The sequence below is a fragment of the Sorangium sp. So ce145 genome, from assembly GCF_051525985.1.
GTDB classification, from domain to species: Bacteria; Myxococcota_A; Polyangia; order Polyangiales; family Polyangiaceae; genus Sorangium; species Sorangium cellulosum_B.
Map to the genome: position 1 here is coordinate 4,357,060 of NZ_CP150315.1, position 21,869 is coordinate 4,378,928.

The window sequence follows — 21,869 nt, forward strand, 5'->3', positions numbered from 1 at the left end:
GCGTGCTTCACGTGCTAGAGTCGAGGCCTACCAGAGAGGGAACATGGACCAGAACTACGTAGGATACGGGACACGCTCGTCGGTGCTCCGCGCCGGTGCCGAGTCGCGCGAGCGCTTCATCGTGCGGACGTACAACCACCTGTTCGGTGCGATCGTCCTCTTCGCTGCGATCGAGGTCGCGCTGTTCAAGACCGGCGTCGCCTCGGTCATCGCCAGGGCGATGATGGGCACGAGCTGGCTGCTGGTTCTCGGGGCGTTCATGCTCGTGAGCTGGCTGGCCAGCCGCGCGGCGCACACGTCGGTATCGAAGCCGGCGCAGTACGCCGCGCTCGGCGGTTTCGTGCTCGCCCAGGCGATCGTCTTCGTGCCGCTCCTTTACATCGCGGACATGGTCGCTCCTGGCGCGATCCAGAGCGCTGGGCTCGCCACGATGGCCGGCTTCGCCGGGCTCACCGCGATCGCGTTCGTGACCCGCAAGGATTTCTCGTTCCTTGGGGCGCTCCTGCGCTGGGGCGCCATCTGCGCGCTCGTCCTCATCGCGGCAGGCGTGCTGTTCGGCTTCCAGCTCGGCACCTTCTTCAGCGTCGCCATGGTCGCGTTCGCTGGGGCCGCCATCCTGTACGACACGTCGAACATCCTGCACCACTTCCCCGAGGACCGGTACGTCGGCGCCGCGCTCGAGCTCTTCGCGTCGGTCGCCATGCTGTTCTGGCACGTGCTCCGCCTCTTCATCAGCTCCCGCAACTGAGCAGGGCGCACCCGCTTCGGATACGGGCCCACCTCGGCGTTTTCGGTGCTCGGCGTACGAGAGTCTCAAGATCCTACACATCTCGCTTGATGTGTGCTGGGCGACGTGATCAAAGCTGCGGATGGGTTCACCTGCAGCAGAGCACGCAGCGGCACTCGCCGAGGAGATGAGCGACGCGCACTTCGGCGATGCGCGGCTTTCGAAGCGCCAGACCAAGCTGGTGCAGAAGCTGGCGCAGGCGCCGGACAAGAGCTTCCCCTCGCTCTTGTCCGACAGCGAGCTGGAGGCGGCGTACCGTTTCTTCGGCAACGACGCCGTCACGCCCGCGGCGATTCTGGCTCCGCATGTGCGCGCCACCCTCGCGCGCATGGAGGCCGAGCCGGTCGTGCTCGCCATCCATGACACCACGACCCTTTCCTTCCGCTCGGACGGCCAGCGGCAGGGGCTCGGACGGCTGCGCTCCTCGGGGCAGACGTTCTTCGCCCACTTCACGCTGGCGGTCAGCGGCGATGGAACGCGCCGCCCGCTCGGCGTGCTCGATCTGAGCACGCACGTGCGCGACGACGGCACGACGGACAACGAGCACGACCGCTGGGGAGAGCAGGTGGAGCGAGTCGCGGTCTTGGGCGCTGCGCCGCACGATGTGGTGCACGTCATGGACCGCGAAGGCGACGACTACGGCCTGTTCGCGCAGCTTTTGAGCGCAGGGCATCGGTTCGTGATTCGGCTCGCGCACAATCGCCTCGTCGAGGCTGACGCCCTCGGAGCGGAGGCCAAGCTCGAGCAGGCGCTCGCGCATGTTCAAGCGGTGGCCGTGCGCGAGGTAGAGCTTTCGCCGCGGCCGGCGGGCAATCGCAGCCCTCAACAGAAACGGCTGCATCCTCCGCGCGCAGGACGCTTGGCCAAGCTCGCCCTTGGAAGCACGCGCGTGACCCTGCGGCGACCGAGATCCCAGCCGCGCGAGCTGCCTGCGACGCTCTCGTTGCGGGTCGTACGCGTCTGGGAGATCGAGCCGCCGCCGGGCGAAGCGCCGGTCGAGTGGGTGCTGCTCACGAGCGAGCCGGTCGAGTCCGTCGAGCAGCTGACGCAGCTGGTCGACTGGTACCGGGCGCGCTGGATGGTGGAGGAGTTCTTCAAGGCCCTGAAGACCGGATGCGCCTACGAGAAGCGCCAGATCGAGGACCTGCACGGCCTGCGCAACGTGCTGGCGCTCTTCGCGCCCATCGCCTGGCAGCTATTGCTGCTGCGCAGCGAGGCTCGGCGCGCTCCGGAGCAGCCCGCGACCGCCGTGCTCACGCCCACCCAGCTCGAGGTGCTGCGGGTCTTCGCGCGCAAGCCCCTGCCCGAGAACGCCACGGCCCGCGATGCCTTCCTGGCGATCGCCGGGCTCGGCGGACACCTCCGGCGAAACGGCGAGCCCGGCTGGCAGACCTTGGGCCGTGGCTACGAGCAGCTGCTCACCCTCGTCCAGGGCTGGAGCGCCGCGAGGGAGGTGGGGAAAATATGATCAATCCTGAGACGAGAGTACGCCTGCGCGCCGAAAACGCCGATCTGGGCCCGTCTCCTGTGCGGGTGCACCCTGCTCGGGCAGGGGCCGTTGCGGAGAAGGAATCGGGCGGGGGGCCGTTGCGGAGAAGTGAGGAGAGGGGGCGTCAGGAGCTGAAGAGGGCTTGTAGCGCTCTCGTGAGCGAGAAGAGCATGAGAGCTGCGAGGGCGAGGATGCCTGCCAGCGCCAGGAACAGGCCGGCGTAGAAGCGAAGATTGGAGGGCGGCGCGCCGCCCTGCGTTCGCGCTGCGAGGTGGGCGCGCAGCAGGTCGAGGTTGCGCGCGTTCGCCTTGTAGGTCGCATCGAAGAGATCGCCTACGAGTGGGACCGTGCCGAGCAGCGTCTCGAGGCCCACGTTGAGCACCATGCGCAGCACCGCGGAGGCGGGGAGACGGTAACGCGTCGCCGCGAGCACGATGTAAATCGAGAGCGCGAAACCGATGAGATCGCCGACCCCAGGGATCAACCCGATCACGGCGTCATAACCGACCCGGTAGCCGACTCCAGGGATTCGGATGGAGTTGTCCAGAAAATGCCCGAGGGCGTTCAAGCGTTTTAGCCGGTCGTCCTCGAGATCAACCGCCTTCAGCGGGGCGAGGGGCGGCACGGGCATGGCGGACCCATCTCTGCGAAGCGGATCAGACATCCCTCGCAGTTTACTTCTCGCCCCCTCCAGCGGCGACTCAAGAGAGACCGCGGGGCGGCGTCGCAGGGACACGCGGCGCGGCGGGCGAGGATCGGGCAGGAGCACGCGGCCTCAGGAGGTGGCCGTGGGCGGGCGGGCGCTGCCGCCATTGCGGCGACGGCGCTGTGATCCATGCTGGCGCCTGCCATGCCGAGCCCGCGCGCCATGGTTCGCAGCTCTGGAGCGCGCCGAGCGCTGCTCGGCCTCGCCAGCGCGCTGCTCGGGACGCTCGGCGGAGGCGCGGCACGCGCGCAGGGAAGGTACGAATCCGCGCTGCTCGGCGGGCGATCGGCGCTCCTGGGGGGCACGGGGGTCGTGCTGGGCGTCGACGGCGCCGCGCCCTTCCTGAACCCAGCCACGATCGTCCGCATCGAGGACCGGAACATCGCGTTCTCGTCGGCGTTCTTCCGCTACGCGCACCGCACACTGCAACGGTGGCACCAGCCAGGGCCGGTCGACCCCGGCCTCTACGGCGATCTCCGGCTCGATCGCACGTCGGTGAGCGATCATGGGCTGGACAGCCTCCCCGACGCGACATGCTATTTCTTCAACTGGAAGAGCGGCGCACGAGGCGCGGAGTCGACGCGGGTGCCGGTCGGCCGCCAAGTCGTCGCCGCCTGCCTCGGCAAGACGGAGGAGAACGAGTTCGGGTTCGACGCGCTGCGATTCTCGGGGGAGTCCGCCTCGCGGCGCGTGAGCCAGGCGCAGACGCTCCGCTACGCGTGGGGTCGCTTCAGCGCCGGCCCTTCGTGGAGCTACAGCGCCACCTCGCGCCTCGCCGTGGGCGCCTCGCTCTCGCTCGTGCGCACCCGCTACACGAGCTCGCTCGGCGTCGCCAGCGTCGTGGAGGACACCAGCGCGGGCTCGGCGAGCAGCGCTACCTACCAGGCCGCGCTTTCGGGCGATTCATGGGACCTCCTGGCGCACCTCGGCGTGACGTACCGGCTGAACCGGGTGTTCTCGGCCGGGATCAGCCTGCGGACGCCCAGCGTTCATGCCGTCGACTCCCTGGACGCGAGCTACGTCGACACGCGCGCCGACGGGACGGCGGCGGCGCGCTACTGGGCCGGTGAAGGGGAGTTCGTGGCCCCCTCCCCAGCCCGCGTCGCGGTCGGCGCGAGCGCGGAGTGGAGCAGGCTGCGGCTGGAGCTCGACGGATTCTTCTACATGGGCCAGCGCGAGTTCGCGCGGATCACCGCCGATCGCGAGGAGATCGCGATCGCGGGGGGCGCAGTGACGAGCCGGGCGCGGGGCCGCCTCGACATCGTCGAGGCGGCGGCGCCCATCGTCAACGTCGGGCTCGGCGCCGAGGTGTTCCTCACGCGCGACCTCAGCCTCGTGGGCGGCGTCGCCTCCGATTTCAACGCGCTGTCGAGCCTGCGAGGCCCCATGTCCGCCGAGTCGAAGCTCTTCTTCGAGCGGATGAGCGGCGCCCACGCGTCGCTCGGGTTGGTCTCCTATACCCGGTACGGCGACCTCGTGTTCGGCGCGCGACTCGATTACGCCGCCGGGCAGATGGCGGCCGTCAACGCGTTCGCGTCGCCCGTGCGGCTGGATCCCATCGACTGCAGCGAGATCGGCGCGACCCTGGTGCTCGCCGGGAGGATCAGCCTGCGCACCGTGGAGGACGTGGCGCGCGAGATCGGCGACGCCGTGGAGGGCTCGGCCGCCGCGCCCCCCGAGCGGACCAGGCCGAGGGAGCCGATGCGGGCGCCTGCGCGAGAAGACTGAGCGGCGACGCGCGCGCCGCGGATGATCGATCGGGCGCCGCGTGCGTCCGGCGCGAGGAGCTGCGCCCGCAGCTGCGCGTGAAGCCTGGTCCGCTCGGGGGGCGCGGCGGCGCTCAGGCCGCCCCGGCGTCCGGCGGGCGCACCCCGGCGCGCTCCGCGAGGGCCTCGGCCTCCGCGAGCGCTTCCGTCTCCGCGAGGGCCTCGGCCCCGGCGAGCGCCTCCGCGTCGCCTTGCTCCCTCAGGCGCTCGAACGCCGCGAGCGCCGCCGGCGCGACCGCCGAGAGCCAGCGCCGGCTCGCGGCGTCGAGCCGGAGCTCCTCGCGGAGCCGCTCGACCTCGCCAGCGCCAGCGGCGCCCGGGCTCGCCGCCGCGCGGCACACGTCGGCGAGCAGCTCGTCGCGCGCGTTCAGCGGCAGGTCCGCGTCCCGCTCGGTGATGCGCGCGGCCCCGGCGATGTCGCCCTCGCGCGCGCGCAGCGCGAGCGCCACCCGCATCCTGGCCCTCTCCAGGAACGGGTACGACGCGTACCGCTCCGCGAGCAGCGCCATCTCGGCGCGCGCGTCGGCGCGCCGGTCCATCGCCGCGAACAGGAACGCGCGCTCGGCCAGGAGCGCAGGCAGCAGGATGTCCGCCGCCATCGCGCGCGCCGCCGCGGTGCCCAGCCGCGCGAGCCCCGCCTCGCACGCCGCGAGCGCCGCCGGCAGCTCCCCTTGCCGCTCCGAGAGCTCGGCGAGCGCGAGGTGCGCCTGCGCCGCGGCCGCGGGCACCATGCTCCGCGTGAGGGCCTCGAGCTCACCCTTCCCCCGCTGCTCCTCGCCCTTCGCCACGGCGACCTGGGCGGCCATGAAGCGCTGCGAGAGCTTGCGCGCGCGCGCCATGTTCACGAGCACGGCCCCGACGAGCATCACGATGAAGATGATCGGCAACGCCAGGACGATGGAGAGCGGTCCGAAGATCGGCTCCGCTGGCAGGCGCTCGACCTCGGGCGCCACCGGCGGCGCCCGATCGGAGCTCAAGAGCTGCCACACCCCCAGGAACAGCATCACCAGGGCCACCCACAGGAGCAGCACGCGGCGCGCCGCCTTCGTCACCGGCTGGCGGTTGCTCCCCGCGCGCCCCTCCGCCGCGGCGCGCGCGGAGGCGTCCGCGCGGTCCACCTCCGCGCGCGACAGCTCCTCGACACCGCCCGCCGCCATCGCGGGGGCGCGCATGAACGGCGCCGCGTCGGGCGAGATGCGCGCCGCCCAGTCCGCCGCCGAGAGCTCGCCTCCGGCCTCCGGCTCCCGCTTCGCGCCGGTGCGGTAGACCGAGCTCGCCTTCGCCTTCAGCATGCGCTGGTAGGCGCGGACGAGGGCGCGCTCGCGCGGGCGCGTGTGCTCGACGAGGAGGCCCCGCTCGCGGAGCAGGTGCGCCCGCAGCGCCTCCCTGTCGCCCGAGCGCTCCAGGAGCACCGCGGCCGCGAGCTCCGCGCGGGCGAGCACCTCGGGCGACGCCAGGGCGCTCGTCCGTACGAACTCGATGTCCGCCGCGGCGCCGTCGCGATCGCTCGTCGAGGCGCGGAGCAGGGCCCTCAGCGAGCGCGCCGCGGCGATCGTCGCGTGCTCCAGGTGAAAGGAGAGCGGGTCGGTGCGGCGGGTCACCGCCGCGTCGGCGCGGGCGAGCGCGCCCGCGAGATCGCCGCGCTGCATGGCGGCGAGCGCGCGCTGGACGTCGATGACGCGCAGGACGTAGCGCGAGCGGCACGTCGCTTCCGCGTAGTCGAGCAGCTCGGCGGCGTCCTCGCGCTGGCCGGACGCCGCGAGGTTGTACGCCTTGTTGACGACCTGCACGGCGACGCCGATCGATCGGGCGCGTAGCCCGATCGCGATCAAGAGCGCGCCGGCCATCCCGAACGGCACCCCGGCCGCGACGCTGCCGATCCCCGCCGCGCTCACTCCCGCGCCCACCAGCGCCATCGCCCCGCCGATCGCGATCTGCCGGTTCGCGAGGCGGCGCGCCGCGTGCGGTGTGATCCCGAACCTTGCAGGCAGCTCTCTCGCCATCCCGCGAGCGTAAGAGACCGCCGGCCGCGCGGGCCAGGGGATCTCGCGGGCGCGGCCTGGCCGACCGGAGCGGGAGCTCCGTCGCGCCCGGAGCGCGTCCGCGGCGCGCCGCGGGCTAGGGCAGGGGCGCCGGCGGGTCGATCGGCTCGACGCGCACCCGCTCCTCGTAGAGCGCGCCGCCCTCGCCGATGTCGGTGGTGCGCGCGGTGATCAGCGCGTTGGCGCAGCGGCCGTCCCGGAGGTGGCCTCCCTTCGGGAGGAGCGCGACGTCGCGGCGCTGGGCAGGATCGTGGCGGAGCAGCGCCGTCATGGCGCCGACGCGCGACGTGATCCGGCAGGCGCCGCCGTCGGGCACGCCGCCGGCCGCGTCCGGGTGGACCGTGACGACGGCCGGACCGTGCTGGGGTCGCGCCCACTGCGACGACTGGGACTTCTCGGTGGAGAGCGCCATGAGCAGCAGCGGGAACTCGCTCGCGTCGGGATCCACGCGCTCCTCGGGCGCTTCGGTGATGAGGTTGACCCGGCCGCTCGGGGTCGGGAACTTGCGGTCCTCGAACAGCACCTTCGGCGCCAGCGGGTTGCGCACCGGCCCGCGCTCCAGCGTCTCGAGCGTGACGCCGAGCGGCGCGAGCCTGGGCTCGGTGACCCGCCGCTTCCAGTCGCGGGCGCTGCCGTCGAGCGCGCCGCCGAGGCCCACGCGCCGCGCGAGCGCCTGCATGATCTCGAGATCGCTCTTCACCCCCGCAGGGGGCGGGACCACGGGCGTGGCGACGCCGAGGTAATGGTGGCCGTAGGCGCCGACCACGTCGTCCGCCTCGAGGAGCGTCGTCGTGGGCAGCACGAGGTGGGCGACCCGCGCCGTGTCCGTGAGGAAGGAGTCGACCACGACGACGAGCTCACGCGTCCGGAGCGCCTCCGCGACGGTGTCGGACGCGGGCAGCATGGCGACCGGGTTGCCTGCAGTCACCCAGACGGCGCGGATCGGCGGGTCGCTCATCTCGAGCACCTCGCGCCCGAGCAGGGGCTCGCAGACGGTGCGGGGCGCCGGGCGCTCGCCCTCGAACGGCGAGAGATCGAACGCGCGGCGCCGCTTGAAATAGAACGAGACGCCGCCGCCCGGGATGCCGAGGTTCCCGCTCACCGCACCCAGCGCGTCGAGGGCGCGCACGATCGCGCCGCCCGTGGTGCGCCGGCCCATGCCCCAGCCCACGAGGATCGCCGCGGGCCGCTCGGCGAGGCGGCGCGCGAGGTCCAGGGCCGCGCGCTCGGGCACGTCGGCGTCGCGGCACCACGCGGCGACCGAGCTCCGGCGCGCGAGCGCGCGGAAGGCGTCGAGGTGATCGCAGTAGTCCGCGGCGCGCGGATCGGCCCACCTCTCGTCGAAGAGCACGCGCGCGACGGCCATCGCGAGCGCGAAGTCGCCGCCGGGGCGCGGCTGGTAGAACGCCCCGCAGAGCGATGCCGTCCTGTGGTGCACCGGATCGATGAGCACGAGCTCGGCGCCGCGCGCCTTCGCCTCGCGCAGCACCGGGAGCGTGTGAGGGCTCGAGGTGAAGACGTTCTTGCCCCAGAGGAGGATGTGCCGGGCATTGAGCAGATCGGCGAGGTCATGGCTGTCCTCCTCCCCGAAATCGGCGAGCTGCGCGGCGTCGCCCGCGCCGGAGCAGATGTCGCCGCGCTTGACCGTGACCGGCCCGAACCGCGCGAAGAACGCGTCGGCGATGCCCGTGAGCATCCCGAGCGAGCCGCCGCTCCGGTAATGGAAGATCGCGGCCGGGCCCGACTCGCGCCGGATCGTGAGGAGCTGCTCGGCCGCTGTGTCGAGCGCTTCCTCCCAGGAGACGGGCGTGAGCTCGCCGCCCTTGCGGAGCAGCGGCGTCGTCAGCCGCTCGGGCGAGTACTGGGTCTCCAGGAAGCGCGACGTGCGGTAGCAGAGGAAGCCCCGCGTGATCGGGTGGTCCGGATCGCCGCCGAGGCGCACGACGCGGCCGTCCTCCACGGTGGCCACGATGCTGCAGGCGTCGGGGCAGTCGCGGTTACAGGTCGTCTTGCGGAGCTCCTGCATGGCGGCAGCGTAGATCGAGCCCGCGGGGCGGTACACCCGCCCCGCCCCCCGGAGGTCCGTCCGGACCTGGTCGGGCTTCCACGCCGCGCCGGGGCGGCTCCGCGCGCCGGATCAATCGGCCGCGAGCCGCTCGGGCGCGTACTCCCGCGAGTCGTCGCCCGAGACCTCCTGGGCGATCGCCCGCAGCTGCTCGTAGCGCTCGCGCAGGAGCGACCACAGCCGATCGCGGATGTCCCTCGAGTCGAGCCGCTCCGGCGGGCGCGTGTTGCTGAGCAGCCACTTCGCGGTGCTGTTCAGCTGCGTCAGCTCCTCCCTCGTGATCGGGATCCGGCTCTGCACGTGGCTCCACCGGTCCAGGATGAGGTTGGTGATGGTGGCCGTCGCGCTCGCGGGATCGCCGGCGACGAGCGCGCGCCGGACGATGCCGAAGGTCTCCGGGACGATGCTGCGCGGGAAGTACACCTCGGCCGTGGCGAGCGTCGGGCGCAGCGCCCCGTACAGCAGATCGAGCTTCTCGACGATCTCGGGCGGCGGCGCGATCTCGGGCTGCATGCGCGTCACCGCGTAGTCGAGCGCCATCGCGAGCTCCGGCAAGCTGCGGATCGCGTCGAAGCGGGACTTCGGCAGCCGCCGCCGGTGGCGCGCCGGATCGCGCGTGACGGACTGCACGGCGCGCCGGACGATCGCGAGCACCCCGCTCGCGTCGCCGCGAAAGGCCTGCACGTTGGCCGCGGGCAGGTCGCTCGCCGGCATCGCGTACCGCTCGTAGCGCTCCCGATCCAGGCTCTCGTCGCCCCGGGCCCGCGGGTCGGCCTGCAGCGGCGCGGCGCCGGCCGACGAGGTCGCTGCGGCCCGCTCCGGGCCCCCCTGCCGCGGCTCTCCGGCGCCGGCAGGCGCTCCCGGAGAGGGCGCCGCCGCGTCCTGCATCGTCTCTCCCGGACCAGGCGCCGGCCCGGATGTCGTGCTCTGGGCGGTGCTCTCGGCCTCGAGCGGTGTGGACCGGAGCGCTGGATCCCGCAGCGCCTCGAGGTCGTCTCGCGCACGCGTCATCTCGGCCATCGTACGTAAGTCGGCACTTCGGCACAAGATCCGCAGGCGCTCGCGCGGGGCTCCGGTCTGCAGCGTCCATGGCGCGCCGCAGGCGCCGCCTCGCCCACCGGTGTCATCGCGTCCCGCAAGCGTCACCCCGCACACACACGAGCGGAGGGGTGGCCCGCGATGGATCCTCCGCCTTCCGCGTGGATCACGCGTCGAGCGCGTCCCAGAAGGTGCGCAGATCGTCCGAGAGCGGCGCCTCGATGCGCACGCGTTCGCCTGTCATCGGGTGCGTGAGCTCAAGGAGCGCGGCGTGGAGGGCGTGACGGTCGAGCTCGAGCGCGCGGCGGTCGTCGTCGGTGAGCACGCCGTCGGCGCCGCGCGCGAACATGCCCTCGTCCGGGCCGTAGAGCTTGTCGCCGACGAGCGGGAGGCCGCTCGCCGCGAGGTGGACCCGGATCTGGTGCTGCCGGCCGGTCTCGAGCGTGCAGCGGACGAGCGCGTAGCGCCGGCCGGTGAGGGGATCGGCGCGGCGGCCCAGCACCTCGCACGCGGTGGCCGACGCGAGGCCGCGGCCCGGCGGCGCGACCCGCATCTTGACCTTGTAGCGGCTCGCGTCGTCGAGCTCGAGCGGCAGCTCGACCCGGAACGTATCGCGCTCGGGCCAGCCCCAGGCGATCGCGGCGTAGCGCTTGACGACGCCGGTGCGCTCCTCGAACTGCGCCTTCACGGTCCGGTCGGCCTCGGGCGTGCGGCAGAGCAGCAGCACGCCGCTCGTCTCCCGGTCGAGCCGGTGGGCCAGGAACAGCCGCTCGCCGGGGCGCGCGGCCTCCATCATCTTGATCACGGTGCTCTTGTGGTACCGCGCCGTGGGGTGCACCGGCAGGCCCGCCGGCTTGTCGATGGCGAGCAGCGCGTCGTCCTCGTGGAGGACCGGGATCGGGGTGTCGGGCGCCTGCTCGTCCCACGGCTCGCGCCAGAGGAGGATGCACTGCTCCGGCCGGACGCGATCGCTGCCGCGCAGGCGCCGCGCCTCGGGCGAGTAGGCGCCGCGGGCGACGATCTCGGCGGCGCGCGTGCGGCTCGTCCGCTTGAGCTGGGTCTGCACGAACCGGTCGAGCCGCATGCCGGCCGACTCGGGCGGCACGCGCAGCACGGTGACGACCGACCCCTCCGGCACCTCCGCGGGGCGCACCACCGGCGTGCCGCGGCCGAATGGGCCGCTCGTGCCGGCGAGCTCTCGCGCGCTGATCCTGGTCATGGGTCGAGCCGGCCTTCGCCTTTAGCAAAAGCGCCGGCCCGTGGCGCGGAAAAGGGGCGGCGCGCGCCCGCGCGCCGTTCGCCGGGTTTACTGGGGGACGAGGATCTCGCAGGGGAAGTCGAACGAGATCTCCTGCGCGTCCTTGAGCTGCTCGCAGGCGTCGCCGACGAGGGTGAGCTGGGTGGCGCTCTCCATCGTCCAGCCGTTCTGCGCGTCGTAGGGCACGGGCGTGCCGTCGAGGAGCACCTGGCCGAGCGACGCGTTGCGGAGGTCGACCTCGATCGACCCCTGGAGGTCGAACGTGCAGCTCTTGACGCCGGCGATGGCCGCGTCGAGCTCGTCCTCCAGGGAGGACGCGTCGGTGGGATCCGGCGTGTAGTACGTGGCGGTGCCGCCGGCGTCGGCGTAAGTGCCTGCGCCGAGGAAGCAGTCCGCGTCCGTGCCGCTCCTGGGCCGCTCGACCGGCTGGCCCGCGCCGGCGTTCGCCACGTCCTGCAGGTGCTGCGCGAGCGCGCCCGACCCGAGGCCGAAGACGAACGTGCCGATGCCCTGCTCGTAGGCGTCCTGCACCGCGCCGACGACGTCGTCGCGCGCGCACTCGGCCCGCACGTCGTCGCAGCGATCGGGCTCGCCGTCGGTGACGAACAGGATGTACTTGGGGCCGGGCTCCGGGAACGCGAGGAGCTCCGGGACGACCGTCTCGTTGAACGTCATGGCGGTGGGCGTCTCGAGCTTGCCGGGCGGCACCGTGGAGGCCTCGTCGTAGGCGGCCGCGATGGCGGCGTGGTGGTTGAGGGCGATGCCGTCGGCCCCCGCGAGCAGCGGGCACTGCTGGTTGGCGGTCCCGGTGAACGTCAGGAAGCCGAACCGCACCCTGTCCTGCAGCCTGTCGACGACGCTGAGCACCGCGGTCTTGAGCGGATCCCAGAAGCCGCTGCCGTACATGCTGCCCGAGCGATCGACGACGATCATCACGGTCGGCGTCTGCGGCTCGAACGTGATGTCGAGCTGCTGGCACGCGCCGCCGCCGCCGCCGTCCGTGCCGCTCGATCCGTGCGAGCCGGCGAAGTCGAGCCCCGCGCCGCCATCGCCGAAGCCCGAGCCCGATCCGGGGCCGACGCCGCCGACGCCGTCACCCGCGCCGCCGCTGCCGCCATGGCCACCGATGCCGCCGGAGCCCTGGGACGAACCGTCTCCGTCGTTCTTGCCGCCGCAGCTCACGGCGATGCCGGCGGCGAGGACGGCGAGGACCAAGGAAAGCCTGGGAAAGTAAAGCGTACTGCTCATGGAGAAACGATACACAGCGCGGGACGGCCCGTCTCCGCCATGTAGGGGGCCCTGGAAATGGATGCGGCGCGGATGGAAAGTTGCTCCAAAACGGCGCGCGTGGCGCTGCCTCTGCGGCGACATCCGGGCGCTGGCCAGCGTTCAGCGCCGCTGTGGGTTCGGAAGCCGCGCTGTACGCGCCCCGGTTCGTGCTACACACGGCGCCCGCATGGACATCCTCTTCGCTGCGTCCGAGATCGCGCCCATCATCAAGGTCGGCGGCCTGGCCGACGTCGTTTCGTCGCTCTCGAAGGCGCTCCGGCTGCTCGGGCACAAGGTGACGATCGCGCTGCCGCGCTACCAGGCGCTCGACTCGAGCGGGCTGATGATGGCGCGCCGCCTCACCCCGATGCCGCTCGAGGTCGACGCGAAGGTGTCGCCGGGCGGGCCGATCCAGGTGACGCTCTTCGACGGGCGGCTCAGCACGGGCGTGGAGCTCGTCGTCCTCGACGTACCAGGCTTCCACGATCGACCCGGCATCTACGGCGAGGAGGGGCGCGATTACGAGGACAACGCGCGCCGGTTCTCCCTGTTCTCCCGCGCCGTCGTGGAGCTCGTCCGCCAGCGCGCCCGCTCGGGCTCGCCGTTCGATATCGTCCACGCCCACGACTGGCCCACGGCCATGGTGCCGTACCTGCTCCGCCACCAGCCGTCCGCGCCTGGCCGGACCGTGCTGACCCTCCACAACGCCGCGCACCAGGGCCTCTTCCCGAAGGACGCGCTCGCGTACCTCGGCCTCGACGACGACCACTTCCGGCCCGAGCGGCTCGAGTTCTACGGCCAGCTCAATTTCCTCAAGGGCGGCATCCTGGCCGCGGACGCGCTCACCACCGTCTCGACCACGTACGCGAGCGAGATCCTCACGCCGAAGCAAGGCGAGCGCCTCGATGGCGTGCTCCGCACCCGGGCGAACCAGCTGTCCGGCATCGTCAACGGCATCGACTACGCCGTCTGGAACCCGATGACCGATCCGGCCATCATCGCCCGCTACGACGCGGAGGACGTGAGCAACAAGGGCCGCTGCAAGAGCGCGCTCCTCCAGGAGCTCGGGCTCGAGATCCGGCCGGATCGCCCGCTCCTCGTGTCCATCGGCAGGGTGGTCGCGCAGAAGGGCAGCGACCTGCTCGCGAACGCCATGCCGAAGATCCTGAAGGGCGACGTCAGCGTCGTCGTGGCCGGCGAGGGCGACGCCGAGCTCATGGAGAAGCTCTCCGCCGCCGCGGCCAAGGCGCCCGAGCGGGCGAAGTTCCTCGGCGGGGTGAGCGAGGCCGTCGTGCACCGGCTCATGGCCGCGGCCGACCTCGTGGTCGTGCCGTCGCGCTTCGAGCCGTGCGGCCTCGTGCAGCTGTACGCGCAACGCTACGGCGCTGCCCCGGTGGCGTGCAGGACCGGAGGCCTCGTCGACACGATCGTCGACATCGACGCCGCCCTGGAGACCGGCACGGGGTTCCTGTTCGACAAGCCGACGGCCACGTCGCTGCTCGGCGGCGTCCAGCGCGCCCTCGCGGCCCTCACGTCGCCCCGCTGGCCCGCGGTCCAGCGCCGCATCATGCGCCTCGACCTCGGCTGGGACCGCCCCGCGCGCCGCTACGTCCAGGTCTACCGCCAGGCCCTCGCCAGCTGAGCGCCGTCGCCGAGCCCAGCGCGCGGTCGCGAGGCGCTGCGCGCGGAACGGAAACGGCTCGGGACACCGCGTGAAGGTGGGGCCCGACCGAGATCAGGCGGCCTCCGCGCGACAACGTGTCGCATTGGCGCGGGGCAGGAGCCTCGCCTATAGGAGCGGCCGTGCTGGCCAGAGCCGTCGCCGGTGTGGTGCTCCTGCTGTCGCTCGCGGTGCACCCGAGGGCCGCGCGCGCGTCGGCCTGCTGCGGCGCGGGCCACGGCATGGCCCAGTGGCTCGCTCCCTCGGAGCGCGCCGCGGCGAGCTTCTCCGTCCGGCTCACCGAGCAGCTCGGGGCGTGGGCGGTGGACGGAGGCTTCGACACGTCCGGCGAGGGCGTCTACCACCGCGAGCTGAAGGCCGAGGCCGGGTGGCTGGTGCGGGCCGGGGATCACCTCCAGCTCGCCGTGTCCGTTCCGATGATGGTCACCTGGAGCGGGGTGGGGCTCGGCGCCACGTCGTCCGGCGGCGGGCCGGGTGACCTGGGCGCGGCAGCCAGGATCGACCTCATCGACGGCGCGGCGTCGCCGTGGATCCCGTCCGCCGCGTTCACGCTCGGCGTGACGCTCCCGACCGGGCGCGGCCCGAGCACCGGGACGGCGCTGCCCGACGCCGGCGTGAGCGGCGCGACCGGCGCCCGCGCGATGGGCGTCGACATCACGGGCGCCGACACGACCGGCCTCGGGGTGGCCGAGATCCGGCCGGGGATGGTCTTCGAGAAGTCGTGGGGCTCGTTCCACGCGCTGCTCGCCGCCTCGACGAGCGTCCGCACCAGCCACCGTCTCCCCGACGGCGACGCGGTGCGGTCCGCGCCCCGCGTGCAGATCCTCGCCGCGGCGGGGCCCTCGTGGCCCTCCGGCGCCTCGCTCACCGTGGGCGCGCTCCACGAGCGCGAGGGCGCGCCGCGCGAGGACGAGCCTGGCCCGGGCCCCCGCAATCCCATGGGAAAGGAGCGCGCGCGGACGGCGCTGCTCGCCGTGCTGGCCCACGACATCGGCGCGCGCTGGACCGCCGTCGGCAACCTCCAGGTGGACGTGCCGATCTCCGGGATCGGCCGCAACGAGGGCGCGTTCGCCGCCCTGTCCGCAGGCCTCCGCTACGTGTGGGGAAGACGTGATTGAACCTCGTGAACAGCCCTCGCCGAAGTCACCTGCCAGGCGCCGCTGGGCGCGCGCCCGCGCCGCCCTCCTCGTGGCGCTCGCCGTCCTCTCGCCGGCGGGCTGCGGATCCCGGGACGTGGAGCCGGACGACGGCCACCGGCTGGACGTCGGTGCGAACGGGCGCATCGAGTTCGCTGTGGAGTCGACCGAGCCGATCAAGCGAGGCTTCAACACCTTCCACGTGCGGCTCACCTGGACCGACTCGCGGGACCCGGCGCAGCGGATGAAGCTCCGCTGCTACGCCAGCATGACGGGCATGGGGCACGGGTCCGTGCACGAGGGCACGGAGATCGAGCCCGGCCTGTACGAGGTCGCCGACGTGCCCTTCGGGATGGGGGGCCTCTGGGACGTGCAATGCCGGGCCCTGACCTCGTCCCTCATCGACGAGGCGGCATTCGAGTTCGACGTCCACTAGGCTCAGCCCTCGTGCGAGCCCCTACAGAACGCTCCGTGCGAGCCCTCCCTGCGCTGACGCGTCACTCCCACAGCGGGCCAGGCGCGCGGCGGCGCGGTCCCCTCTCGTCCTGCGCGGCGGCGCTGCTCTCGGTCGCGGCGCTGCTCTCGGTCGCGGCGCTCTCCGCGCCGGCCTCGGCCAACGGCCGCTTCCCGGCCGCGGGCTTGATCGCGTCGCACCCGAGCGACCCGTCGCGCCTCATGGTCCGCGCGACCTACGGCCTGCTCGCCACGCACGACGGCGGCGAGCGCTGGCGCTGGATCTGCGAGCCGGTCGTCGGCTTCGGCGGGAACGAGGATCCGATGCTCGCCTTCCTCGCCGACGGGACGATCATCGCCGGGGTCTTCGACGGCCTCAGCGCGTCGAAGAACGGCGGCTGCGACTGGTCGTTCGCCCAGGGCGATCTGATGAACCGCTACGTCATCGACCTCTCGGCCGATCGCGAGGACCCCTCCCGTGCCGTGCTCGTCGTCAGCGCGGGGCTCGGGGCGGGCCAGTTCCTGACCCAGCTCTGGGAGACGAGCGACAACGCGGACAGCTGGACGAAGGCCGGCGTCGATCTGCCCGGGGACTTCCTCGCCCACACGGTCGACGCTGCCCCCTCGGACCGCGCGCGCGTCTACGTGAGCGGCCGCTACGGCGCGCCCGACTACGCCGGGGCCCTCCAGCGCACCGACGATCGCGGCGCGACCTGGGAGCGGCTCGACATCCCGGGGAGCGACGACATGCGCCTGCCGTTCCTGGGCGCGATCGATCCCGTCGACCCCGACATCGTTTACGTGCGGCTCGACGGCGATCCGACCGACGCGCTGCTCGTCTCGAAGGACGGAGGGCGCAGCTTCACCACCGCCTTCGAGAGCGCCGGCGACCTCCTCGGCTTCGCGCTCTCGCCGGACGGCGCGACCGTGATCGTGGGCGGGCCCCAGGACGGAATCTGGCGCGCGCCGGCCGCGTCGCTCGAGTTCGAGAAGATCTCGGACGTCGGCGCGCGGTGCTTGACCTGGACCACCGCGGCGCTCTTCGCCTGCGGGGACGAGTTCACCGACGGCTTCACGGTGGGCCGATCGATCGACGACGGCGAGAGCTTCTCCGCGCTGCTGCACCTCGACGGGCTCTGCGGGCCGATCGAGTGCGCACCGGAGAGCGGCGCGACCTCGACCTGCGCGCCGCTGTGGGGTGCGACGGCGCTCACCATCGGCTCGCAGCAGTGCGACGGCGCCGGAGCGACCGGCAGCGGCGGCGGGGGCTCCGAGCCGCCGCCAGCGGAGGCGTCGGACGGGTGCGGGTGCAAGATCGGTGCGGCAGGCGCGGGGCGGGGCGAGGACGCCGCGCCGCCCACCAGCGGCGCGATCGGGTTCGCGCTCGCGGCGGGCCTCGCGAGCGCGCGGCGGCGCCGGCGCGCACGCTAGCGCGGCGACCCAGGCGAGCGCGGTGGCGCAGGCGTGCAGGCGAGCGCGACATAACCGCTTATGGAAGAGCGCTCGCATCGCGCGGGCAGAAGGGTACGGACGGAGAGGGCGGACCGACTCGGCGCCGTCCGCGGGGGCGCAGGACGGGCAAGCCGCCGGCGGTTCGTTTCTGGATCTACGTCCTCGTGGGCTGGCGTAGACTGAGGGTGCCGCGGCTCCGGCCAGCGCGTGAATGGCCCCTAGAGACCTTCCCAGATCGCCGCTCGCCGTCTTCCTGCGCGCTCACAGCGGGGAGATCCTGGAGGCATGGGAGCGCGCCGAGCGTCGCCGCGCGCCGGGCGAGCAGTCCCCCGGCTACATCGCGCTGCGCGAGGAGCTGCCCTCCATCTTCGCGCGCCTCGCCGAGCGCCTCGAGGCGGCCGTGTCCGCCGCGGCTGCGCCGCCGGGCGACCAGGAGCAGGACGCGTGGAGCGGCGTCGAGTCGGTGTCGGTCGAGTTCCCCGAGCCGCTGCTCGGCTTCCGCGTGCTCGACAAGCTCCGCGACGGGTTCGAGCTGGAGGACGTGGCCGCGCAGTACTCGGTGCTGCGCCGCTGCGTGCTCCGGATGCTCGAGCGGACAGGCACGCAGCCGTCGTGGGTCGAGATGACGATCCTGCACGAGGTGCTCGATCAGGTGATCATCGATCCGGCGACGCGGAGCGCCGCGCTGCGCGAGCGCGCGCTCGGCGCGCTGGATCGCGTCTCGGCCGAGGGCATGGGCAACGTCCACATCGATCGGCTGCTGCGGCGGCTGGTGGAGGTGCTCGTCGAGTCGGCGCGGTCGGTCGACTGGGCGGTGATGCTGCTGCTCGAGGGCGAGGTGCTGCGGATCCGCGCCGGCATCGGCGTCGACGAGGCGCTGTGGGGCCTGCGCGCCTACAGGCTGGCGGAGGGCTTCGTCGGGCGCGTGGTCCGCGAGCGGCGCCCGGTGGCGCTGCGCTCGGCCGCGCCGGATCCGCTGGCCACCGACGCCGGGGGTGGCGCGGCGGGGCCGGAGTCGGGGGCGCAGAGCGAGCGCCCGAGCGACGCGCTCCACGCGCTCTACGGCGTGCCGATGCTCTCGGAGGGCCGCCTCGTCGGCGTCACGGTCGTGAGCTCCCGCCGCGTGGCGGAGTTCTCCGAGGGGGACCGGCTGCTCTTCAAGAAGGCGGCCGAGCGCGCGGCCGCGCTCGCGACCCAGGCCCAGCTGCGCGAGCAGCTCGCCGCGGAGCGCGGCCGGTTCGAGGCGACGATCCAGCGGCTCCCGGTCGGCGTGGTCGTCGCGGAGGGGACGTCGGGCGCCGTCGCGCTCAACAACCGGCGGTTCGCGGAGATCGTCCGCGGCCCCGAGGAGACCCCGAGCAACGCGCCGCTTCGGACGCTGCTCAGCGAGACCGACGACGACCAGCGCGCGCGCTGGCTGCTCCACCGGGCGCTGCACGGCGGCGAGACGGTCTCCCGCGACGAGATGGAGTTCGTCCGCGCGGACGGAGAGCGCCGCCTCGGGAGCTTCAGCGTGGCCCCCGTGCGCGACGCCGACGGGCGCATCACCGCGGCCGTGATGACGGTCGAGGACGTGACCGAGCTCAGGAAGGCCGAGCGCGCGCGGCAGATCCTGATCGACGCGAGCGCGCTGATGGCGGAGTCGATCGACCACGACGGGACGATCGAGCAGGTGGTGCGCCTCGGCGGCGAGCGCTTCGCGGACCTCTGCGCGCTCGATCTCGACGACGGCGGCGGCGCCCCGCGGCTCGTCGCGTCCGCGCGCCTGCCCGAGGCGCGGGCGCTCCTGCCGAGGCTGCTCAAGCACCCGCCGCTGCTGCTCGGCGACACCGCCTCGCTGGCCGAGGCGACGGCCCGCAGGGAGGCCACGCTGATCCCGCTGGTCACCGATCCGTGGCTGCAGCGGATCGCCCGCGGGCCGGAGCACCTCTCGGCGCTGCGAGAGCTCGGCGCCCGCTCGGCGATCCTCGTGCCGCTCGCGGCGCGCGGCCGCAAGCTCGGCCTGCTGAGCCTCTGGACCGTGGAGCGCGAGCTCCGGCAAGACGACACGGGCGTGGCCGCGGAGCTCGGGCGCTTCGCGTCGCTGGCCATCGAGAGCGCGCGGCTGCACGGCGAGGCGGCGCGAGCGAGGTGACGCTGCTCGTGCGCCTCGCGATGTGAGGCGGGCGTGCTCGGAGGGCGACGCCCGCCACCGGTGTCGGGCTGTCCCCGCCCGCCCTCGTGGTCCGCGTCGGGGCGAGCTCGGCGGTTCGCCGGAGCGAGCCCGGCGGTTTCGTCCGAGGCGACGCGGCGAGGCGCGGGCGAGCGCGCGGCGGCTTGCGTCGCGGGGGTGGATGAGGCGAAGCTCCCGCCTTCGCACACGACCGTATGACCACCACCAACCAAGAACGTCCCCTCGCTGTGCTCGTCGGGGTGCAGCTCCCCGGCGTCGACGATGTAGAGCACGCCGCCGATCTCGCCGAGCTCGGCCGCCTCGTGCACACGCTCGGCTTCGACGTAATCGCGACCGTGTCGCAGCGGCGCAGCGCGCTCGCGGCGGCCGCGGTGCTCGGGGAGGGCAAGCTCAGGGAGCTCGCGGAGCTCACGGGCGGCAGCGGCGTCGTGCCCTCGGGCGCGCCGGAGCGGAAGAACAAGGCGCGCGCGCGCCGGGCCGCGGAGAGCGGTGAGGGCGACGAGGACGACGTCGAGCTCGGCGGAGACGACGGCGACGGCGCGGGCGACGACGGCGGCGCGGAGCCGCGCGCGGGCGGCGCCGGGCAGGCGGCGCGCCTGGCGACGGTCGTGGCGGTCGATCACGACATCTCGCCGAGCCAGGCGCGCAACCTCGAGCGGGCGACGGGCGCGCAGGTGCTCGACCGGGCGGGCGTGATCATCGAGATCTTCCACCGCCACGCGCGGAGCCGGGAGGCGAAGCTCGAGGTCGAGATCGCGCGGCTCAACTACGTCGCGCCGCGGCTCCGGGAGACGGGCGGCGGCGGGGACCGGCAGCGCGGCGGGATCGGCGGCAAGGGCGCCGGCGAGAGCGCGCTCGAGCTCGATCGGCGCAAGATCCGCGATCGCATCGCGGAGCTGAAGGAGGAGCTCGCCGCGGTCCAGCGCGAGCAGTCGACGCGCCGCGCGCTCCGGCAAGGGCAGCGCCGCGTCGCGCTGGTCGGCTACACGAACGCGGGGAAGTCGTCGCTGATGCGGGCGCTGACGGGCAGCGAGGTGCTCGTCGCCGACAAGCTCTTCGCGACGCTCGACACGACGGTGCGCGCGCTCCACCCGGAGGTGCGCCCGCGGATCCTCGTCTCGGACACGGTCGGCTTCATCAAGAAGCTGCCGCACGATCTCGTGGCGAGCTTCCGCTCGACGCTGGACGAGGCGCTCGAGGCGTCGCTCCTGCTCTACGTGGCCGACGCGTCGGATCCGACGTTCCGCGATCAGCTCGCGGTGACGCGCGGCGTGCTCTCCGAGATCGGCGCGAGCGAGGTGCCGAGCCGGCTCCTGCTGAACAAGGTGGACCGGCTCTCCGAGGAGGAGCGGGACGCGCTGCGCCTCGAGTTCCCCGAGGCGACGCAGCTGTCGGCGAAGATCCCGGACGACGTGGCGGCGCTGCGGGAGGCGATCATCGCGTTCTTCGAGCAGTCGATGGTGGAGGCCGAGCTGCTCTTGCCGTACGCGAAGCAGGGCCTCATCGGGGAGATCTACGAGAACGCGCGCGTGCTCTCGGAGGAGTACGACGACGTCGGCGGCCGGCTCTCGGTGCGGGCGCACGCGGCGGCGCTCGATCGGCTGCGCAGCCTGCTCGCGCGCTGAGGGCGCGGTGGCCGGCGCGGACGCGCGGGGCCTCGGCGCGGGCGAGCGGGGTCAGCGCGGGCGGGCGGCGCGGGCGCGCGCGGCGTCAGCGTGCGCGGCGATGGCGCGCGCCTCGTCGGCCAGCATGCGCCGCCGTCGCCTGCGGCGGCGCAGGAGGATGCCGATCGCGAACGCCAGGAGGTGGAGCCCAGCAATCACCGCGACGAGGATCCACCGCTGCACGCGCCGAGCGTAGCACCGGAGCGCCGGAGCGCGGGCGTCCGGGGCGCGTGGTACGCTCCGCTGTCCGCTGTCGCTCCGCGCCATGAGCTCCTCCACCGACGCCGCGCTCGAATCGATCGTCCAGCGCGGGCTGGAAGCCTACCGCGCGGGGCGGTTCTTCGAGGCGCACGAGCTGTGGGAGTCCGGATGGCGAGACGAGCCGGACCCCGTGAGGAAGACGTTTCTCCAGGGGCTCATCCTCGTCGCCGCGGCCATGCACAAGCTCACGAGGATGCAGAGCCCACCGGGGGCGTTGCGCCTGCTCGACAAGGCGCGCGCTCGGCTCGCGGGCACGCCGGATGGCATGGGCGGGCTGGCGATCCCGCTGCTCGTCGACGACATCACCCGCGCAGCAGCCGTGATCGAGCAGCTCGCGAGCGGAGAGAGAACCGAGATCGACGCCTCGCTTCTGCCCAGGATGGAGATCGCGGGCGATGTCGCGCCGCCCTCGCCGTCCGGGGCGCGTTTGCGGCCGTGAGCGTCTGACCCGAACGGGCTCCGCAGTCGATATTGCGCTCGTCGCGTGCGACATGGGACGCGGGCGTGACATCGTTTGCCTGAGTGGTGTTCGCGCATGGGAAGCGCCCGTGTGGGGGGATATCGTGGCAGACGGGTACTGTGGAACCGGAGTGGAGGGGACGGCGAGCGCCGAGCCTCGGGCCAAGCTG

At 73.4% G+C, this 21,869-nt stretch carries 17 protein-coding genes; 10 read left to right on the forward strand and 7 right to left on the reverse strand.

Going from position 1 to position 21,869, the window contains the following annotated elements:
- Positions 1-43 precede the first annotated feature (43 nt).
- Complete coding sequence (locus WMF34_RS16400) at positions 44-748, forward strand: Bax inhibitor-1/YccA family protein (RefSeq protein WP_044965045.1); 705 nt, start codon at positions 44-46, stop codon at positions 746-748.
- Between the two features lie 166 nt (positions 749-914).
- Positions 915-2,255, forward strand: coding sequence for an IS4 family transposase (locus WMF34_RS16405; RefSeq protein ID WP_012236791.1), 1,341 nt, complete (start codon positions 915-917; stop codon positions 2,253-2,255).
- 145 nt (positions 2,256-2,400) lie between these two features.
- On the opposite strand, the gene WMF34_RS16410 is transcribed toward WMF34_RS16405, so the two are convergent.
- On the reverse strand, positions 2,401-2,907 hold the full coding sequence (locus WMF34_RS16410; RefSeq protein WP_437993846.1) for a DUF4112 domain-containing protein: 507 nt from the start codon (positions 2,905-2,907) through the stop codon (positions 2,401-2,403).
- Between the two features lie 237 nt (positions 2,908-3,144).
- On the opposite strand from WMF34_RS16410, the gene WMF34_RS16415 reads away from it, so the two are divergent.
- On the forward strand, positions 3,145-4,710 hold the full coding sequence (locus tag WMF34_RS16415; protein ID WP_437993847.1) for a hypothetical protein: 1,566 nt from the start codon (positions 3,145-3,147) through the stop codon (positions 4,708-4,710).
- 112 nt (positions 4,711-4,822) lie between these two features.
- Here the strand turns inward: WMF34_RS16415 and WMF34_RS16420 are convergent, their stop codons facing one another.
- The 5 genes from WMF34_RS16420 to WMF34_RS16440 all read right to left on the reverse strand — a co-directional run bounded on the left by WMF34_RS16420 (position 4,823) and on the right by WMF34_RS16440 (position 12,399).
- A complete protein-coding gene (locus tag WMF34_RS16420) occupies positions 4,823-6,751 on the reverse strand; it encodes a hypothetical protein (RefSeq protein ID WP_437993848.1) in 1,929 nt (642 codons plus the stop codon).
- A 115-nt stretch (positions 6,752-6,866) separates the two neighbouring features.
- The gene (locus WMF34_RS16425) at positions 6,867-8,816 is read right to left on the reverse strand and encodes a molybdopterin-dependent oxidoreductase (protein WP_437993849.1); all 1,950 of its coding nucleotides are present in this window, start codon (positions 8,814-8,816) and stop codon (positions 6,867-6,869) included.
- A 111-nt stretch (positions 8,817-8,927) separates the two neighbouring features.
- Entirely contained in the window at positions 8,928-9,866 is a 939-nt protein-coding gene (locus WMF34_RS16430) for a hypothetical protein (RefSeq protein ID WP_157906708.1), read from the reverse strand.
- Positions 9,867-10,059: 193 nt separating this feature from the next.
- Entirely contained in the window at positions 10,060-11,112 is a 1,053-nt protein-coding gene (locus tag WMF34_RS16435) for an RluA family pseudouridine synthase (protein WP_012235790.1), read from the reverse strand.
- Positions 11,113-11,199: 87 nt separating this feature from the next.
- Positions 11,200-12,399, reverse strand: coding sequence for a vWA domain-containing protein (locus tag WMF34_RS16440; protein ID WP_437993850.1), 1,200 nt, complete (start codon positions 12,397-12,399; stop codon positions 11,200-11,202).
- A 208-nt stretch (positions 12,400-12,607) separates the two neighbouring features.
- Here WMF34_RS16440 and glgA point away from each other — a divergent pair, with 208 nt between their 5' ends.
- The 6 genes from glgA to hflX all read left to right on the forward strand — a co-directional run bounded on the left by glgA (position 12,608) and on the right by hflX (position 20,940).
- Complete coding sequence (gene glgA, locus WMF34_RS16445) at positions 12,608-14,062, forward strand: glycogen synthase GlgA (RefSeq protein ID WP_012235792.1); 1,455 nt, start codon at positions 12,608-12,610, stop codon at positions 14,060-14,062.
- A gap of 161 nt (positions 14,063-14,223) precedes the next feature.
- Positions 14,224-15,219 (forward strand): hypothetical protein, encoded by a 996-nt coding sequence (locus WMF34_RS16450; RefSeq protein WP_012235793.1) that lies wholly within the window; start codon positions 14,224-14,226, stop codon positions 15,217-15,219.
- Positions 15,212-15,673, forward strand: a complete 462-nt coding sequence (locus WMF34_RS16455) for a FixH family protein (protein ID WP_437993851.1) — start codon at positions 15,212-15,214, stop codon at positions 15,671-15,673. The genes WMF34_RS16450 and WMF34_RS16455 overlap by 8 nt, the downstream gene beginning before the upstream one ends.
- A gap of 35 nt (positions 15,674-15,708) precedes the next feature.
- Positions 15,709-17,121, forward strand: a complete 1,413-nt coding sequence (locus WMF34_RS16460; RefSeq protein ID WP_437993852.1) for a WD40/YVTN/BNR-like repeat-containing protein — start codon at positions 15,709-15,711, stop codon at positions 17,119-17,121.
- A gap of 232 nt (positions 17,122-17,353) precedes the next feature.
- The gene (locus WMF34_RS16465; RefSeq protein WP_437993853.1) at positions 17,354-19,276 is read left to right on the forward strand and encodes a GAF domain-containing protein; all 1,923 of its coding nucleotides are present in this window, start codon (positions 17,354-17,356) and stop codon (positions 19,274-19,276) included.
- 233 nt (positions 19,277-19,509) lie between these two features.
- Positions 19,510-20,940 (forward strand): GTPase HflX, encoded by a 1,431-nt coding sequence (gene hflX / locus WMF34_RS16470; protein ID WP_012235797.1) that lies wholly within the window; start codon positions 19,510-19,512, stop codon positions 20,938-20,940.
- Positions 20,941-20,991: 51 nt separating this feature from the next.
- Here the strand turns inward: hflX and WMF34_RS16475 are convergent, their stop codons facing one another.
- Positions 20,992-21,162, reverse strand: a complete 171-nt coding sequence (locus WMF34_RS16475) for a hypothetical protein (protein ID WP_157906709.1) — start codon at positions 21,160-21,162, stop codon at positions 20,992-20,994.
- Between the two features lie 82 nt (positions 21,163-21,244).
- Between WMF34_RS16475 and WMF34_RS16480 the strand changes: the two genes are divergently transcribed.
- Positions 21,245-21,679 carry a DUF309 domain-containing protein gene (locus WMF34_RS16480; RefSeq protein ID WP_437993854.1) on the forward strand — a complete coding sequence of 145 codons (435 nt, stop codon included), beginning with the start codon at positions 21,245-21,247 and terminating at the stop codon, positions 21,677-21,679.
- Positions 21,680-21,869: the final 190 nt, after the last annotated feature.

Excerpts from the sequence above, each read along its gene's own strand:
- WMF34_RS16400 (WP_044965045.1), top strand. The coding sequence starts at position 44 with ATGGACCAGAACTACGTAGGATACGGGACACGCTCGTCGGTGCTCCGC.
- WMF34_RS16405 (WP_012236791.1), top strand. The coding sequence starts at position 915 with ATGAGCGACGCGCACTTCGGCGATGCGCGGCTTTCGAAGCGCCAGACC.
- WMF34_RS16410 (WP_437993846.1), bottom strand. The coding sequence starts at position 2,907 with ATGCCCGTGCCGCCCCTCGCCCCGCTGAAGGCGGTTGATCTCGAGGAC.
- WMF34_RS16415 (WP_437993847.1), top strand. The coding sequence starts at position 3,145 with ATGGTTCGCAGCTCTGGAGCGCGCCGAGCGCTGCTCGGCCTCGCCAGC.
- WMF34_RS16420 (WP_437993848.1), bottom strand. The coding sequence starts at position 6,751 with ATGGCGAGAGAGCTGCCTGCAAGGTTCGGGATCACACCGCACGCGGCG.
- WMF34_RS16425 (WP_437993849.1), bottom strand. The coding sequence starts at position 8,816 with ATGCAGGAGCTCCGCAAGACGACCTGTAACCGCGACTGCCCCGACGCC.
- WMF34_RS16430 (WP_157906708.1), bottom strand. The coding sequence starts at position 9,866 with ATGACGCGTGCGCGAGACGACCTCGAGGCGCTGCGGGATCCAGCGCTC.
- WMF34_RS16435 (WP_012235790.1), bottom strand. The coding sequence starts at position 11,112 with ATGACCAGGATCAGCGCGCGAGAGCTCGCCGGCACGAGCGGCCCATTC.
- WMF34_RS16440 (WP_437993850.1), bottom strand. The coding sequence starts at position 12,399 with ATGAGCAGTACGCTTTACTTTCCCAGGCTTTCCTTGGTCCTCGCCGTC.
- glgA (WP_012235792.1), top strand. The coding sequence starts at position 12,608 with ATGGACATCCTCTTCGCTGCGTCCGAGATCGCGCCCATCATCAAGGTC.
- WMF34_RS16465 (WP_437993853.1), top strand. The coding sequence starts at position 17,354 with ATGGCCCCTAGAGACCTTCCCAGATCGCCGCTCGCCGTCTTCCTGCGC.
- hflX (WP_012235797.1), top strand. The coding sequence starts at position 19,510 with ATGACCACCACCAACCAAGAACGTCCCCTCGCTGTGCTCGTCGGGGTG.
- WMF34_RS16480 (WP_437993854.1), top strand. The coding sequence starts at position 21,245 with ATGAGCTCCTCCACCGACGCCGCGCTCGAATCGATCGTCCAGCGCGGG.